This is a genomic window from Sinomonas sp. ASV486, assembly GCF_030908215.1.
Classification (GTDB): domain Bacteria; phylum Actinomycetota; class Actinomycetes; order Actinomycetales; family Micrococcaceae; genus Sinomonas; species Sinomonas puerhi.
Genome location: NZ_JAVFJK010000009.1, coordinates 79,941 through 94,525, shown reverse-complemented (window position 1 = coordinate 94,525; position 14,585 = coordinate 79,941). Strand labels below are relative to the sequence as shown.

Below are 14,585 nucleotides of genomic sequence, written 5' to 3'. Positions count from 1 at the left end.
CCTCACTTCCCCACAACGTTGAAGAACAGGTACAGGTTGGTGGGCACTGGGCCAATCACGCCGCTGCCCGGAGTGGCGATCAATGCGTTCATCGTGGTCTCCGACTTGCCGGCCGCGAGCTGGGCCCAGGCCGCCTGGTTGGTCACCGCGACAACCTTGATCTGCCACCAGCCTCCGGCAGGGCCGTCAAGGATGTGGCTGTGCGCTGGAAGCGGCACCGAGGCCACGGCTCCCGGAGACGCGCCAAGGGCCCCGGCAATCCGGGACAGGTCGATGTCGAGCGGGTGGTTGGGGCAGCTCGCGACGGCGCACATCGCCGCCGGACTCGGGTTCGCGAAGAGCGGCACGAGCACGTACAGGACCGAGCGGTCCGCGTTGGCGACCGGTCCGGTGTTCGCGGCAGTGCCCACCTCACACCCGGACGGCGCGGAGGCGGGGACGCTCGTGTCGCAGAAGAAATTCTGGGCGTACTGGACCGTCACGGTCTGCCCGTTGGTCCAGGCCGGTGTCCTAGCGCTCGAGACCGGCAGGACGGTGGATCCGGAGGCGAAGGCCGCCGCCGCCACACCGCCGAAGGCGAGGGCGAGCCCCGCAAGCACAGCAGCCCAGACCCGAAGGGCCGGCCGTGCCATGCGAATGAGTGAACTCATGATGCACTTCCTTGAGATGAGCGGCCGCCGACCAGCCGTCCAGCCCTCTCGGCCGCTGCGGGGATTGGACGACTCCTGTTCGGAGCGGCACATGGGTGCGGATTGGGCTCTTCGGAGCAGGATGCTGGTGCGGATTGCCGTGGCTGTAGGCACGGCGGGGCGCGACTCCCTGCAGGTGCCTCGTTCCGGGCGTTGCCCTCTGGGCGCCCCAATCCGGGCTTCCCGCCGGCTGCGAACCTTCGGCATGGACGTCATACTCATCGGGCTGCTGGGCGGTCTCATCACGGGCATCTCGCCCTGCATCCTGCCGGTTCTACCGGTGATCTTCTTCTCGGGCGGGCTCGACAGCGCGCGCCGAGCGGCGCCGTCGTCCGCCCCGGTTTCGGTGGCCGCACGGGGTGACCTCGGTGCCACACGCGGTGACGTCGGCGCCACACAGGGTGACCTCGAGCGCACGCGGGGTGACCTCGGCGCCACACAGGGTGACCTCGAGCGCACGCGGGGTGACCTCGGCGCCACACGGGGTGACCTCGGCGTCCCACGGGGTGACCTCGGCGCACAGGCGGCACAGCCGGGGCGGGCGGCGTCGCGGTGGCGGCCCTATCAGGTGATCGCAGGGCTCGTGCTGAGCTTCAGCGCGGTCACACTCCTCGGCTCGCTGCTGCTCTCGACCCTCGGGCTCCCCCAGGACGTGCTGCGCTGGACAGGCATCGCGGTGCTCGCGGCGGTGGGGCTCGGGCTCATGGTGCCCCGCGTCGAAGAATGGCTCGAGAAGCCGTTCTCCTGGATTCCGCAGAAGCAGGTCGACGCGCGCCGCGGCGGCTTCGGCCTGGGCCTCGCCCTGGGTGCCGTGTTCGTGCCGTGCGCCGGGCCGGTCCTCGCGGCGATCACCGTCTCGGGCGCGACGGGTCGGATCGGGCCGGAGACGGTCGGGCTCACGCTCGCCTTCGCGATCGGCGTCTCGGTACCACTCCTCTTCTTCGCACTCGCCGGCCGCGGGCTTGCCGAGCGGCTCAAGTCGTTCCGGCGCCGCCAGCGGGGCATCCGCATCACGGCCGGCGCGCTCATGATCGCCCTCGCGGCGGGCCTCGCCCTCGACCTCCCCGCCGCCGTCCAGCGGCTCATCCCCGACTACACCGCGTCCTTCCAGGACCAGCTCCGTCCCGCACCAGGCACGCCCCTGGACCTCGGCGGGGCGCCCACCGATGAGAACCGCGGCCTCGCGAACTGCACCCAAGGCTCCGCCGAGCTGCAGGACTGCGGGCCAGCGCCCGCGATCCGCGGGGAGACGGCGTGGATCGGCTCCGATCCGCTAACCCTCGCCGGGCTGCACGGAAAGGTGGTGCTGATCGACTTCTGGGCCTATTCGTGCATCAACTGCCAGCGCTCGCTCCCCCACATCGTCCAGCTCAACGACGCCTACAAGGCGGCGGGGCTCGAGGTGATCGGCGTCCACACCCCGGAGTACGCGTTCGAGCGCGAGCAGCGCAACGTCGAGGCCGGCGTGAAGGAGCACGGCATCGACTACCCCGTGGCCATGGACAACGCGTACTCGACCTGGTCCGCCTACCGGAACCGTTTCTGGCCGGCCCAATACCTCATCGACTCCGACGGCAACGTCCGCCACATCCAGCAGGGCGAAGGCGGCTACCAGAACACCGAGAACCTCGTGCGGCAGTTGCTGTCCGCGGCGCATCCGGGCGTGGCCCTGCCTGCTCCGGTCGAGGGCAAGGACACCGCGCCGGCGGCCGGCAGCACCACCCCGGAGACGTTCCTGGGCATTGCGAAGCAGGTGAACTACGCGGGCACGGGGCAGTACCGCTCCGGGCCGGGCACGTTCTCCTTCCCTGCCAGCCAGCCCGCGGACTCGTTTGCCCTCTCCGGCGCGTGGACCCTCGACTCACAGAAGATCACCGCTGGTTCCGCGAACGACGGCGGCGCCTCTCCCGGCGCTGCGGCCTCGCCGGCCGTGCGGCTGAATTTCCATGCGCGGCAGGTCCAGGCGGTGGCCAGCGGGACGGGGACGCTCACGCTGAAGGGTCCGGACGGCGAACGGACCGTCGGGGTCGGCGGCACACCTCGCTCCTACGTCCTCTACGACAGCCAGGCCCAGCGCGAGGGGACCATCGAGGTCACGGCGAGTGCCGGCGTCGAGCTCTACTCCTTCACGTTCGGGTAAGCGCCGGGACTTGGATTGAGGCAGTGGTGTCCGGGGTAGCAGCGTTCCATGACCAGTGAACGGGTGCGGTGTAGATGACGCGGCTTCGGGGAGTCTTGTTCGACGTGGACGGCACGCTCGTCGACTCGACCTACTTCCACACGCTCGCGTGGTGGTATGGCTTCCGCCGCTTGGGGCACGACGTGCGGATGAACGAGATCCACAGGCTGGTCGGGATGGGCGGGCAGAAGATCGTCGAACGTCTCCTTGGCCCCGGCCGGGACTCGTCCCAGGACACCCAGATCCTGGACACGCACGGTGCAGTGTTCTCAACGTTCTGGCCGCATCTGCGCCCGTTCGACGGCGCGCGGGGACTCCTCGAGCGCTGCAAGGCACAGGAGCTCACGGTGGTGCTGGCGTCCTCGGCCCGGCAGCAGGACCTCGAGGTGCTGCGCTCGGTGATCGGCGCCGACGGTCTCATCGATGCTGCGACCAGCTCCGCGGACGCGGAGGAGTCCAAGCCGGCGCCCGACATCCTCATCGCGGCCCTCGAGGCCGGCGGACTCGAGGCGTCCGAGGTGCTGTTCGTGGGCGACGCGGTGTGGGACGTCCAGGCCGCTGCCGCCCTGGACATTCCGACTGTGGGGCTGGCGTCCGGCGGCTACAGTGAGGCGGAGCTCCGTGATGCCGGGGCCGTCGAGGTCTTTCCCGCGCCGCGAGAGCTCCTGGAGGGGTTCAAGGAGAGCGTGATCGGGCGGCGGCTCTCCGACTGATCGCTGCCTCCGAGGCAGTGCGGGACCCTGAGCTGATGCCGCGCTGGAGCCTGATGCGCGGCGGCCGTGTCAGGATGGACCATGCCGGACCGCCTCATGCTGCTGGACACCGCGTCAATGTACTTCCGTGCCTTCTACGGCGTCCCCGAATCCATCACCCGCGCGGACGGGACACCTGTCAACGCGGTGCGCGGGCTGTTGGACATGATCGCGCGGCTCACGGGGGAGTTCGGCCCCACCCATCTCGTGGCCTGCTGGGACGACGACTGGCGCCCGCACTGGCGTGTGGAGCTCATCCCGACCTACAAGGCGCACCGGGTGGAGCGCCACGTGGCGGGAGGGCCCGACGTCGAGACCGTCCCGCCGGGGCTCGTGGCGCAAGTGCCGCTCATCCGGCGTGTGCTCGGGCTCGCCGGGATCGCGATCGTCGGCGCTCGGGGTCACGAGGCCGACGACGTCATCGGGACGTACGCGAGCCACGCCGCGGCGCCCGTCGACATCGTGACCGGGGACCGAGATCTATTCCAGATGGTCAGCGATGCCCGGGATGTTCGGGTCATCTATACCGCTCGGGGCATGAAGAATCTGGAGATGGTGACGGACGCGGTGGTCGTGGGCAAGTACCGCGTGCTGCCCGAGCAGTACGCGGACTACGCGACGCTGCGCGGTGACGCGTCGGACGGGCTGCCCGGTGTGGCCGGCATCGGCGAGAAATCCGCCGCGACCCTGCTCGGGCGGTATGGGACTCTGGAGGGACTCCTCGAGGCGGCCGCAGATCCGGGCAGCGATGTTCCCGGACCCATGCGCGCCAAGCTCGCGACGGCGGCCGCATACCTGGAGGTTGCGCCCGCCGTCGTGAACGTGGTCCGCGACCTCGAGCTGCCGAGTCTCGCCGAGGCGGGTGCCAGACTCAGGGCGCCCGACGGCGATGCGCGCCGCGCGCTCGAACTCCTCGCCACCGACTGGAACCTGGGCGGCTCGGTCAAGCGGCTCCTCGGGGCGCTGGACGCGCCCGCAGGATAGCGGCAACGGGCGAGAAAGCCGCCACGGTCCTATCCAAGCAGGTCACATGGTCCGTCTACGGCAACAGCGAGTGGCCGCCGAGCGAGTGGAACGCACGGTCGTGATAGACGAGGGGCTCCCCAACGTCGTCGTGCATCCGGATGTCGAGCACGATCGCAGTGAGGAGCACCGAGCTGCCCACGGGTACACGGTGCTCAATGCGGCAGCGCAGCGCCCAGGGCGCCTGGCGCAGCCACGGCTCGCCGGTGGGAAGCGTCTCCCAGTCCATGTCCGCGGTGAACCGCGGCGTTCCGGGGGTCGCGAAGGTGCGGACCAGGTCGAGCCGGTCGGCGTCCATGAGGTGGACCACCACGGTCTCCGCCTCGACGAGCTGCGCGGCAGAGCGGCCGCCGGACACCGAGAACGCGAGCGCCGGGGGGTCGACCGAGACGGACGCGACGGAGGAGGCAGTGAGGCCGACGGGCCCCTCCGGGCCGGCTGCGGTCACGACCGCGACGCCCGCCGGGTGCGATCGGAAGGCCTCTCGGAACACGGCAGATTCAGAAGGAGTCAGGGAGAGCTTGGGAGAGGCCACACTCCGACGGTAGAACCTCAACAATGGTTGAGGTCAAGGGTAAGTGTCCATGATCACACCGTGGCTGGCGAGGCTCAGGGTTCTAGGGCCGGGGCGCCGACCGCCTCGGCTGCGAGCCGGTCCGCTGGGTTGACGAGGGCACAGCTCGAGAGTGACAGGCAGCCGCAGCCGATGCACCCGTCGAGACGGTCGCGAAGGTGCTCGAGCCGGGCGATCCGGTCCTCGATCTCCTCGCGCCAGGCGGTCGAAAGGCGGCCCCAATCCTCGAGGGTCGGCACGCCGTCGTGCGGCAGCGCCTCGAACGCCTGTGCCACCGTGGCCAGCGGGATCCCGGCCCGATGCGCGGCCTTGATGACGGCCACGCGCCGCAGCGCGGAGCGGGGATAGCGTCGCTGGTTGCCGGAGGTGCGCCGGCTGTGGATGAGCCCCTCGCGCTCGTAGAAGTGCAGCGCCGAGACGCTCAGCCCGCTGCGAGCGGCGAGCTGGCCTACGGTGAGCTCCGCGGTGTCGGCGAGTGTCATGGTTCTCCTGGGTCCGTTGTAAAAAGCCTCCGCGCCCTTCTGGCCTCGGTGCCGGAGCACCGGGACGCTCCGCTCAGCCATCGGGGCGCCGCCTCGGGAACCCGAACCGGTCCAGATCGTTGGCGGCACGCACGACGGCGGCCGCCGCCCGCCGTCGTGCCTCGTCTTCCAGCCCGCTCACCTCGGGGTAGCGCGAGGAGAAGTGGGTCAGCACGAGGTTCCGGACGCCCGCAGCCCCGGCGAGGGCGCCCGCCTGCCCGGCCGTGAGGTGGAGGTACTGCTCGGCGAGTGCGGCGTCGTCGTCCGCGAAGGTGCTCTCGGCGACGAGGAGGTCCGCACCGTCCGCGAGCTCCCCGGCGCCGTCGCACGGGGCCGTGTCCATGACGAAGGCGAAGCGCTGCCCGCGTCGCGGCCGGCTCACGTCTTCGAGCCGTACGCCGCCCAGACGGCCGTCGCGCTGGAGCCGACCGACGTCTGGACCTGCGATCCCCGCAGCAGCGAGCCGCTCGCGCACGAGCGTACGGCCGTCGGGCTCGGCGAGCCGGTAGCCGTACGTCTCGATGCGGTGCCGGAGCGGCCGGATCTCGAGCCCCGGGGCAATCGCGCCGGCAGACCCGTGCGGTACGAGCCGCAGGTCAACACCGCCGGAGGACACCGCGACAAGCGCCCGGACCACGGCCTCCCCCGACGCCGGGTAATGCAGGTGCACGGGGTGCTCGACTCCGTCGAGCACCATGCGGGAGAGCACGCCGGGCAGCCCGTAGCAGTGGTCGCCGTGGACGTGGGTGAGGCAGATGCGTGTCACCTGCGTCGCGGACACGCCTGCGTGGAGCATCTGCCGCTGCGTGCCCTCGCCCGGGTCGAAGAGGAGGCCCTCGCCATCCCAGAGGAGGAGGTACCCGTTGTGGTTCCGCGCGCGTGTCGGCACCTGGGACGCCGTGCCGAGAACCACGAGTTCGCGCATGCTGCCCAGTATCCACCGGGTCCTCGAGCTGTAGGGCGGGTCTGTGCGAGCACCGAGCCCCGATCTCGAGAATGTGGCCGGGGGTCCCTGAGACGGGACTCCCCGGGCGCGGGGAGGTTCCCTGCGACTAGAGACGCTGGAGCTCCTCGCGGGCCTCCGCGATCGCCTGCGTGAGCCGGTTCATCATGCCGGTCACGAGCGTGAGCTGCTCGGTGGTGTACTCGGCGACGACGGGCAGCATGTGCTTGACCATGGGGTCGAACATCTCCCGACCGGTCTCCCGGGCGCTCGGGGTCGTGCTCAGCTCGACCTGTCGTCGATCCTCGAGAGAGTGCCGCCGCTCGAGGTGCCCCGAGGCCTCGAGGCGGTCGATGACCGACGTCATGGCGGCCGAGCTGAGGACGAGCCTCTCGCGCAGGGCACCGGGCGTGGTGGTGGTGCCAGCGCGCTCCGCCTCGACCACAGCGTTGATCGCATGGATGTCGTTGCGGGCGAGACCGTGCTTGCGCCGCACCGTCTCGGCGTAGCGGTCTGCCTCGTTCGTGAACTTCTGCAGGAGGAACAGGAGCTCGAAGCCCGGGGTGGAACGCAGGCCCTCCCGCGGCTCGGCCAACGGCTCGTGGTCGATGCGGGCGTCCTTGGACCAGACGAAATCAGCAGCTCCCACAGGAGCTTCCGACTCGGCCTCCTGAGGCTGCGGGATCTCGGGAGGCCGGTCAGGCTCATGGTTCACGGGTGACATTCTAGGCTCGCCTCCTTCCATCGACCTGCGCGAGGGACTGGTAGGCCTCGAGGGCCGCGACCCTGGTCTCGGCGAGATCGACGCACTCCTGGGGGTACTCGTCGGTCCCGAGCTCGGGGATCCAGTCCCGGGCGTACGTGCCGTCGGGGTCGAAGTTCTTCGCCTGCGCACGCGGGTTGAAGATGCGGAAGAACGGCGCCGCGTCCGCGCCGGACCCGGCAACCCACTGCCAGTTGAACGGGTTGCTCGCGGCATCCGCGTCCACCAGTGTGTCCCAGAACCATCGCTCGCCGAGGCGCCAGTGGATGCCGAGGTTCTTCACGAGCAGGCTCGCCGAGACCATCCGGACCCTGTTGTGCATCCAGCCCGTGGCCCACAGCTCGCGCTGGCCGGCGTCGACGAGTGGGAACCCCGTGCGACCCCGCTGCCATGCCTCGAGCAGACGGCGCGCGTCGGCTTCCCCGCCCACGACGGCGGGTGTCCCCTCGGGCGCGCGGCCGTGCGCGGCGTCGTGCGGACCGTGCTGTGCTGCGCCATTCGATGCACGCGGAAGCCACCACGGGTAGGCATCGAACTGGCTGCGGAGGTTCACCGACGCGAGGTCAGCGTGGTGGAAGAGCGTGTGCCACGCGAACTCGCGCCAGCCGAGCTCGGAGGCGAACACGGCACTTCCCTCGGGGGCCGCACGCCGTCGATCCGCCACCGCGTGCCACACCTGGAACGGGCTCAGGTGGCCCCAGCGGAGGTAGGGCGAGAGACGGCTCGTCCCGGGCCGCGCCGGATGGTCGCGGGTCTCGGGGTACTCGGCCAGGGCTGTGTCGGCACGGTCCGGGCCAACGAACTCACCCAGCAGCGCGTGCCCCGGCTGCTCCCCCGGCGTCCATGCTTCCGCGAGCGGTCCTGACCAGTCGGGGTCCCGCGGGAGGAGCTCCCATTCCTCGAGGTCGTTGCTGATCGGGACGCGCTCGGGGAGGGTGCGCTGGCGCTCGGGCTCAGGCAGCGGGTGACGATGGTCCCGCCCCGAGACCTCCCGCCAGAAGGGCGTGAAGACCTTGTAGCTGCCGCCCTGCTGGGTCAGGACGTCCCAGGGCTCGTGCAGGAGAGAGGCTTGGAAGCTCTCCGCCTCCCTTCCCGAGCGGCGCACAAGCGACTTCACCGCGGTGTCCGCCCGCCGCTCGGGGCCGCCATAGCGGCGGTTCCACGCCACGTACCCAGCTCGGCACTGGGCAGCGACGTCGGGCACGATGGCGGCCGCCGTGCCACGCCGGAGCACGAGCGGGACACCGAGGTGCTCGAGCGAAACCGCGAGGTCCTTCAGCGCGTAGTGGAGCCACCATCGTGCGGCCCCGCCGAGCGGGCGGATGCCCGGGGACTCCTCGTCGAGGACGTAAACGGCCACGGTGGGCCCATGGGCGAGTGCGGCGCGCAGGGCCGGGTTGTCGCGGACCCGCAGGTCGTCACGGAACCAGACAACGGCGGCGGTGGCCGCGGTGCTTTCAACAGGAGTCATAGATGCATCCAGACGGAGATGAGCAGGAGGGTCACGAGGAAGCCCGTGAGGTAGTTGAGCCAGAGGAAGCGCCGCCAGCCCGCCCGGGTGCGCTCCGCGGTGCTGTCCGTGACGGACCAGAACACCCCCGCACTCGCAGCGTAGGGCAGCGCCAGAAGGCCAGCGAACCGCTCGGGGCCATGGGCACCGGGTACGAGCGCGAGCAGCAGGATTCCCGCGGCCAGGTATCCCACCACCGCGAGCCGGACCGTCGTGCGGGCACCCAGCATCGTCGCAACCGAACCGATCCCAGCCTCGCGGTCGGGGCCGATGTCCTGCACCGCCCCGAAGGCGTGGCTCGCCATCCCCCAGAGGAAGAAGGAGCAGAGGACGGCCGCGGCCGCGGGAGTCAGGCCACCTCCCGCGAGCGCGAGCCCGTACGCCGCGGGCGAGACGAAGTGGGTGCTGGACGTCATCGAATCGACGACGGGGCGCTCTTTGAAGCGCAGCACGGGGACGCTGTAGGCCGCAACGGCGAACAGGGACACAGCGAGGACGGCCCAGCTCGCGGGCGCCCCACCAGCCGTGAGCGCCACGACGAACGGGACGCACCCTCCCCATGCCCACCACAGGGCCGGCCGGTGCAGCGCGGGCGGCAGCACCGCACCCTCGACGCCGCCCTTGCGGGGGTTGAGGAGGTCGGAGGCGTAGTCGAAGACGTCATTGGTGCCGTACATCGCGAGGTTGTACGGCACGAGGAAGAACACGGTGCCGAGCGCGAGGCGCCAGTCGACTACCCCTCCGGCGAGGAGGTAAGCCGCAGCGAACGGGTAGGCCGTATTGACCCACGAGAGTGGTCGGGACGAGATCAGAAGGGCACGTGCAAGGCGCGGCCTGGGGGCGACGCCGATAGGGCGCGTCGACGCGGTCATCGGCTCTCCTTGGACTCTGTTGTCGTGGAGGGGAGCGCCGCGGAGCCTTGTGCAGTGGGCGCTGATGTCGAGGAGGCCGGCGTTGCAGGGGTCGACGCGCCGCGGTCGACGTTGTGCCCCGACGCTTCACGGGTGAGACGACGCCACAGCGCCGGCAGGAGCACGGCCGCGGCGAGCGGGTACGCGAAGTCCTCGACGGGGGCCAAGCCCACGGCCGGGCCCAGGAGCTTCTCGGGCGCGTATCCGAAGAGCCCCGCCGAGATCATGACGTTGTCGAAGACCGCCGTGAGCGCAACGAGCCCCGCGCCCGCGATGAGCGCGGGCACCCACCTGCCGGGCCGTCGTCGTGCGTCTGCTGGGCGCACGGCGGCGGTCGCGGGCGGGACTGCCTGGGTGCGGGAGCGGCGTCGTGCGCTGCCTGCGGAGCGTCCCAGCAGGGCCACGGCGACTCCTGCGACCACGAGGAAGCCGAGGTCGATGAAGGCGTAGGTCACCGGTTCCCCCCAGCATCCGTGCGGCGCGCCACTGCCGCGACGACCCGCCCGGCCGCGGCGTACAGCACCACTGCCGTGTAGGAGAAGAAGGCGAGGAACACCGGCTCCTCGAGGGGAAGCTCGGGGCCGAGCATGACACCGGTCATAAGCGGCGAGCTCCCGTGCCGGAAGACGCCCGCGGCGATGGCGGCGAGGTCCCACGCGAGGAAGAAGACTGTGCCTGCGGCAACCGTGACGGCCGCGGCGCGCGGATCACGCCAGAAGGCGAGGTGAAGGCGGGCGTCGAGCACCGCAGTGCCCGCGGCGGCCGCAATCAGGAGTGTCAGGTAGGCCATCGAGACCCCGCTCCCGCGCCCGCTCGGGCGGCGGCCGCCCGGGGAGGCGTGGCCCCGGAGACCGGCGCTTCGGAGGCCGCGGCGCCAGACTCACGCGACCCGTTCCGTTCCGGGGAGGTGCCCTCTCCCAAGAGCGCCTCACCGCGCAGCGGGACTACGGGCGGCCCCACCGGCCCGGGACCATGCACCCCGCGGATCCGCTTGAGCACGAGCTCAGCGCTGATGAGGCACATCGGAACCCCGATCCCCGGCCGCACCGAGGCCCCCGCGTAGAGGAGACCATCCACCGTGCGGCTCGCGTTGCCCGGGCGCAGGAACGCTGATTGGGCGAGGGTGTGCGCGAGCCCAAGCGCTCCCCCGCGCCACGCGTTCACGTCGTGGACGAAGTCTGCGGGTCCGAACGTGCGGCGGACCACGACGCGATCAGCGAGGTCCGGAATGCCAGCCCACGTCGCCATCTGGCGCACCGCGGCGTCGGCGACCGCCTCGACTTCGGGAGCACCGGCGCCGTCCACTCCACCCCGTCCCCACTCTGGGACGGCCGCGGAGGGAACGAGCACAAAGAGGCTCTCGTCGCCCGGCGGGGCGACTGCCTGATCGGTCGCGCTCGTCCGGGAGACATAGACCGACGTGGCCTCGGCCGGGGCAGTACCCCGCCGGATTCGGTCGAAGTTGTCGCGCCAGTCGCGGGTGAAGAACAGGCTGTGGTGAGCCAGCTGCGGGAGCCGCCCCCGCACGCCGAGGCACGCGAGCACCGCCCCCGGCCCCGGGTCGCGGCGGTTCCAGGCGGCCTCTGGGTGAGTCCTGAGCTCCTCGGGCAGGAGCTCGGTCTCGAGGTGGTGGAGATCGGCGGCGCCGACCACGACGGACGCGCCCGTGCGGTGCACTCGGCCTTGTGCGTCGGTCCACGCGACACCCTCGACCCGGGGACCTCCGGGCGCCAGGCCCGTGACGATCCCCGTGGCGCGGGCACCCGTGAGGATGTGGACGCCCGCCTCGCGAGCGAGCCGCTCCATGGCATCCACGAGCGCGGCGAACCCGCCCTGTGGATAGAGGACCCCTTGGGTAAGGTCCAGATGGCTCATGAGCTGGTACAGGGCGGGGGCGTGGAACGGGGTCGTGCCGAGGAACACAGCCGGGTAGCCGAGGATCTGCTGCTCACGCACATCCGAGAACCGGCGCGAGACGCGCCCGTGCAGCGACTGGGCTAGCATCGCGGCAAGCTGCGGCGCACGCCGGAGCACCTTCGGGTGAGCAAGGCCCCGCAGGGACGAGAAGTCGTCGTAGAGGAACCGTTCAAGAGCCACCCCGTAGGCATCCTCAGCCTCGTCAAGGTAGCGGGCAAGCGATTCGCCCGAACCCGGGCTGAGCGAGTCGAAGAGGCCGACGGCGCCGTCCCGCCCCGCGGGGACGTCCACCGGCTGCGCGGAGCCTTCGAAGAACACCCGGTAGCCGGGGTCGAGTCGCGTGAGCCGGAGCTCCGCGGCGGCGCTGGATCCCATGAGGCGGAACCAGTGGTCGATCACCTCTGGCATGAGGTACCACGACGGCCCGGTGTCGAACCGGAAGCCGCCGGCCTCCCACCGACCCGCCCTGCCGCCCAGCGTGTCATTCTGCTCAAGGAGCTGGACGGCGTGGCCCTCCCGGGCGAGCAGGCCGGCTGCAGCGAGCCCGGAGATGCCGCCACCGATCACCGTCACCGCCAAGGGTCGCCGGGGCCTGCCCGGGAGGGGCCGCGACGGTCCGGCCGCGCGGCCGGTGGCATAGCGCCGAGTCACGCGGCCCTCCCCTCGGCGCGCTGGGCCGACCCCGCGGGGTCGGGCTCGAAGGCCGGACCGATGCCGGCAAGGGCCGCGGCGGCCAGCCGCAGCTTGACGACCGTGGGTACTCGGACGCGGGTGCGCACGAGGACGTCCGCGGGGCACGCCTCGATGCGGTCTGCGAGCTCGGAGAACAGGCTGTGCGCGAGGGCCACGGCGCGGCGGGACGTCCCCGGAAGTCGCCGGAGGCCCGGGAGGGCCGCATCGAGGTCTGCGCGGAGGTCGGTGAGCAGTGCGTGCTTCTGCGCCTCAGTGAGACGCCGGGGGTCGACGCCGGGAAAGTACCTGCGCCCGAGCTCTTCGCCGTCCTGGCCGAGGTCCCGCAGGAAGTTGACTTTCTGGAATGCGGCCCCGAGGCTGCGGGCCGAGCGCTCGAAGCGCGCGAGCTCGGCGGGCAGCACGCTCAGCCCGGCGAGGAAGACGCGCAGGCACATGAGCCCGACCACCTCGGCTGAGCCGTAGATGTAGTCGCCGAGCGAGGCGTCGGAGTGGCCGTGCGGGTCGCAGTCGCGCCGCATGGATGCGAAGAACGGTGCGATGAGGTCCTCGCCGATTCCAGACCGGCGCGCCGTCCGCGCAAACGCGTGCACTACCGGATTCGTGCTGTATCCGAGCCCGAGGGCAATCCGCGTCTCGTCCTCGAGCCGGTCGAGCTGGCCGAGGACCGCATCGGTGGAGAGGCCTGCCTCCGCGGCAGCGCCGTCCACCGCCTCGTCCGCAATCCGCACGAGCGCGTAGACATTCTCGATGTCCTTCCGCACGGATGGCCCGAGGAGGCGGCAGGCGAGGCCGAACGAGGTCGAGTAGCGGCGGATCACCACGGCCGAGCCCGCCTCGGCGGTGTCCGAGTACCGCCTCAGCGGCGTCGCCCCGTCCGGCGCAGATGCGATGCGGTGCGGTGCCACGTCAGCGCTCCCGGTGGAGGACATGGTTGCAGATCCGGGTGAGCTCGGACCGCAGCGTGGGAGGGAGGTCGCAGCGCCGCGCCTCGTCAAGCGCCTCCGTGACCATCGAGTGCGCAAGGGTCAGCGCGTGGGTGTCCGCCCCCATCCCGTGGAGGATGTCGCGGACGTGCCCGACGCCGTCCTGGTCACCAGGGGCGTCGGGGTCCAGCACAGCGTTGGGGTCGACGGCGATCCCCGAGCTCGGGGCAAGGTGACGGGCCACCTCCGGATGGCTGCGCGCGTAAGCGGTCAGGACCGTGAGCTTGCCCTCGCGCAGGTCCGAGGTCACGGGCTTCCCGGTCTGGGCCTCGTCTCCGAACGTGCCCAGGACGTCGTCGATCACCTGGTAGGCCGCACCGACGAGCATGCCCACCCGGGCCACGTCCTCGGCGCTCGTCTCGGGGGCGCCTGCAAGGATCGCACCGAGCCGCATCGGTGCTGCGAACGAGTAGGCCGCCGTCTTGAGCTGCTCCATCTCGAGCACGTCGTCGAGGGTCTGCTCCGGATCGTGGGCCATGAGGACGTCGTCGAGCTCGCCAGCGGCGGCATCCGTGACGGCGGCGTGCATCACGTCGCTGAGCCGCACGCGAACCTTGGGGTCTGCGGAGGCGAGGTCGGCGAGGCGGAACGCCCCGGCGAGGAGGAGATCGCCCGCAATCACCGCCACGGACACGCCCAGGTGCCGGGCCTCCTCCTGCGAGAGCCCGCGGGCAAGCGCGTCATCGCGGTAGAGGCCTGCGATGTTGGGACGGCCGCGCCGCACGAAGTCCCTGTCGATGACGTCATCGTGGACAAGGAGGGCCGCGTGCAGCAGCTCGATCGCCGCCGCGAGGGTCGCACAGGCGTCCGCGTCCCGCCCGCCGAAGGCGGCGTACGCGTGGAAGGCGAGCTGGGGACGGAGGCGTTTCCCTCCCTCGATCCCGGCAGCGATGCGCTCCCACAGCAGGCCCAGACGCGGGGTCGCGGCGGTACAACGGGATTCCTCGAGCCAAGCGGTGAGGGCGCGCTCGGTGGCGGCGCCTACGTCCTCCCACCTCGGTCCGGGGCTGTCCAGCCCGGCTTCGACGTCACGGCCGAGGGTGGCTTGTCCGGTTCTCATCGCGGTGTGCATGATGGCCTCCTGCAGACATCTCGATTGCTTGATATCTCGTCAATCGAGAAATATG

General features: G+C 71.2%; 15 protein-coding genes. 3 read left to right on the top strand and 12 right to left on the bottom strand.

All coding sequences use genetic code 11. From position 1 onward, the window contains the following. Positions 1–2: 2 nt before the first annotated feature. Positions 3–650 (bottom strand): hypothetical protein, encoded by a 648-nt coding sequence (locus RBS60_RS13745; protein WP_307958136.1) that lies wholly within the window; start codon positions 648–650, stop codon positions 3–5. 244 nt (positions 651–894) lie between these two features. On the opposite strand from RBS60_RS13745, the gene RBS60_RS13740 reads away from it, so the two are divergent. From RBS60_RS13740 to RBS60_RS13730, 3 genes are all read left to right on the top strand, one after another. Next, complete coding sequence (locus RBS60_RS13740) at positions 895–2,829, top strand: cytochrome c biogenesis protein CcdA (protein ID WP_307958135.1); 1,935 nt, start codon at positions 895–897, stop codon at positions 2,827–2,829. Between the two features lie 74 nt (positions 2,830–2,903). Then, the gene (locus RBS60_RS13735; RefSeq protein ID WP_307958134.1) at positions 2,904–3,581 is read left to right on the top strand and encodes an HAD family hydrolase; all 678 of its coding nucleotides are present in this window, start codon (positions 2,904–2,906) and stop codon (positions 3,579–3,581) included. An 81-nt stretch (positions 3,582–3,662) separates the two neighbouring features. After that, positions 3,663–4,604: a 5'-3' exonuclease gene (locus RBS60_RS13730; RefSeq protein ID WP_307958133.1), complete on the top strand. Its 942-nt coding sequence runs from the start codon at positions 3,663–3,665 to the stop codon at positions 4,602–4,604. 55 nt (positions 4,605–4,659) lie between these two features. Here the strand turns inward: RBS60_RS13730 and RBS60_RS13725 are convergent, their stop codons facing one another. The 11 genes from RBS60_RS13725 to RBS60_RS13675 form a co-directional block, all read right to left on the bottom strand. Next, the gene (locus tag RBS60_RS13725) at positions 4,660–5,178 is read right to left on the bottom strand and encodes a flavin reductase family protein (RefSeq protein WP_307958132.1); all 519 of its coding nucleotides are present in this window, start codon (positions 5,176–5,178) and stop codon (positions 4,660–4,662) included. Between the two features lie 74 nt (positions 5,179–5,252). Next, the gene (gene soxR / locus RBS60_RS13720) at positions 5,253–5,699 is read right to left on the bottom strand and encodes a redox-sensitive transcriptional activator SoxR (protein ID WP_307958131.1); all 447 of its coding nucleotides are present in this window, start codon (positions 5,697–5,699) and stop codon (positions 5,253–5,255) included. Positions 5,700–5,772: 73 nt separating this feature from the next. Beyond that, positions 5,773–6,663 carry a ribonuclease Z gene (locus RBS60_RS13715; protein ID WP_307958130.1) on the bottom strand — a complete coding sequence of 297 codons (891 nt, stop codon included), beginning with the start codon at positions 6,661–6,663 and terminating at the stop codon, positions 5,773–5,775. Between the two features lie 127 nt (positions 6,664–6,790). Continuing rightward, positions 6,791–7,396, bottom strand: coding sequence for a MarR family transcriptional regulator (locus RBS60_RS13710; protein ID WP_307958129.1), 606 nt, complete (start codon positions 7,394–7,396; stop codon positions 6,791–6,793). A gap of 10 nt (positions 7,397–7,406) precedes the next feature. Next, positions 7,407–8,915 carry a deoxyribodipyrimidine photo-lyase gene (locus RBS60_RS13705; RefSeq protein WP_307958128.1) on the bottom strand — a complete coding sequence of 503 codons (1,509 nt, stop codon included), beginning with the start codon at positions 8,913–8,915 and terminating at the stop codon, positions 7,407–7,409. Beyond that, the gene (locus RBS60_RS13700; protein WP_307958127.1) at positions 8,912–9,826 is read right to left on the bottom strand and encodes a prenyltransferase; all 915 of its coding nucleotides are present in this window, start codon (positions 9,824–9,826) and stop codon (positions 8,912–8,914) included. The genes RBS60_RS13705 and RBS60_RS13700 overlap by 4 nt, the downstream gene beginning before the upstream one ends. Next, a complete protein-coding gene (locus RBS60_RS13695) occupies positions 9,823–10,320 on the bottom strand; it encodes a lycopene cyclase domain-containing protein (protein ID WP_307958126.1) in 498 nt (165 codons plus the stop codon). The genes RBS60_RS13700 and RBS60_RS13695 overlap by 4 nt, the downstream gene beginning before the upstream one ends. Beyond that, positions 10,317–10,655, bottom strand: coding sequence for a lycopene cyclase domain-containing protein (locus tag RBS60_RS13690; RefSeq protein WP_307958125.1), 339 nt, complete (start codon positions 10,653–10,655; stop codon positions 10,317–10,319). Before RBS60_RS13690 ends, RBS60_RS13695 begins: the two co-directional genes overlap by 4 nt. Next, complete coding sequence (crtI, locus tag RBS60_RS13685; RefSeq protein ID WP_307958234.1) at positions 10,643–12,355, bottom strand: phytoene desaturase family protein; 1,713 nt, start codon at positions 12,353–12,355, stop codon at positions 10,643–10,645. Before crtI ends, RBS60_RS13690 begins: the two co-directional genes overlap by 13 nt. A gap of 74 nt (positions 12,356–12,429) precedes the next feature. Further along, on the bottom strand, positions 12,430–13,380 hold the full coding sequence (locus RBS60_RS13680; protein WP_307958124.1) for a phytoene/squalene synthase family protein: 951 nt from the start codon (positions 13,378–13,380) through the stop codon (positions 12,430–12,432). Between the two features lies 1 nt (position 13,381). Further along, the gene (locus RBS60_RS13675; RefSeq protein WP_307958123.1) at positions 13,382–14,530 is read right to left on the bottom strand and encodes a polyprenyl synthetase family protein; all 1,149 of its coding nucleotides are present in this window, start codon (positions 14,528–14,530) and stop codon (positions 13,382–13,384) included. Positions 14,531–14,585 lie beyond the last annotated feature (55 nt).

Coding starts and splice junctions, on each gene's coding strand:
- soxR (WP_307958131.1), bottom strand. CDS start 5,699: ATGACACTCGCCGACACCGCGGAGCTCACCGTAGGCCAGCTCGCCGCT.
- RBS60_RS13675 (WP_307958123.1), bottom strand. CDS start 14,530: ATGCACACCGCGATGAGAACCGGACAAGCCACCCTCGGCCGTGACGTC.
- RBS60_RS13705 (WP_307958128.1), bottom strand. CDS start 8,915: ATGACTCCTGTTGAAAGCACCGCGGCCACCGCCGCCGTTGTCTGGTTC.
- RBS60_RS13690 (WP_307958125.1), bottom strand. CDS start 10,655: ATGGCCTACCTGACACTCCTGATTGCGGCCGCCGCGGGCACTGCGGTG.
- RBS60_RS13745 (WP_307958136.1), bottom strand. CDS start 650: ATGAGTTCACTCATTCGCATGGCACGGCCGGCCCTTCGGGTCTGGGCT.
- RBS60_RS13730 (WP_307958133.1), top strand. CDS start 3,663: ATGCCGGACCGCCTCATGCTGCTGGACACCGCGTCAATGTACTTCCGT.
- RBS60_RS13715 (WP_307958130.1), bottom strand. CDS start 6,663: ATGCGCGAACTCGTGGTTCTCGGCACGGCGTCCCAGGTGCCGACACGC.
- RBS60_RS13700 (WP_307958127.1), bottom strand. CDS start 9,826: ATGACCGCGTCGACGCGCCCTATCGGCGTCGCCCCCAGGCCGCGCCTT.
- RBS60_RS13740 (WP_307958135.1), top strand. CDS start 895: ATGGACGTCATACTCATCGGGCTGCTGGGCGGTCTCATCACGGGCATC.
- RBS60_RS13735 (WP_307958134.1), top strand. CDS start 2,904: ATGACGCGGCTTCGGGGAGTCTTGTTCGACGTGGACGGCACGCTCGTC.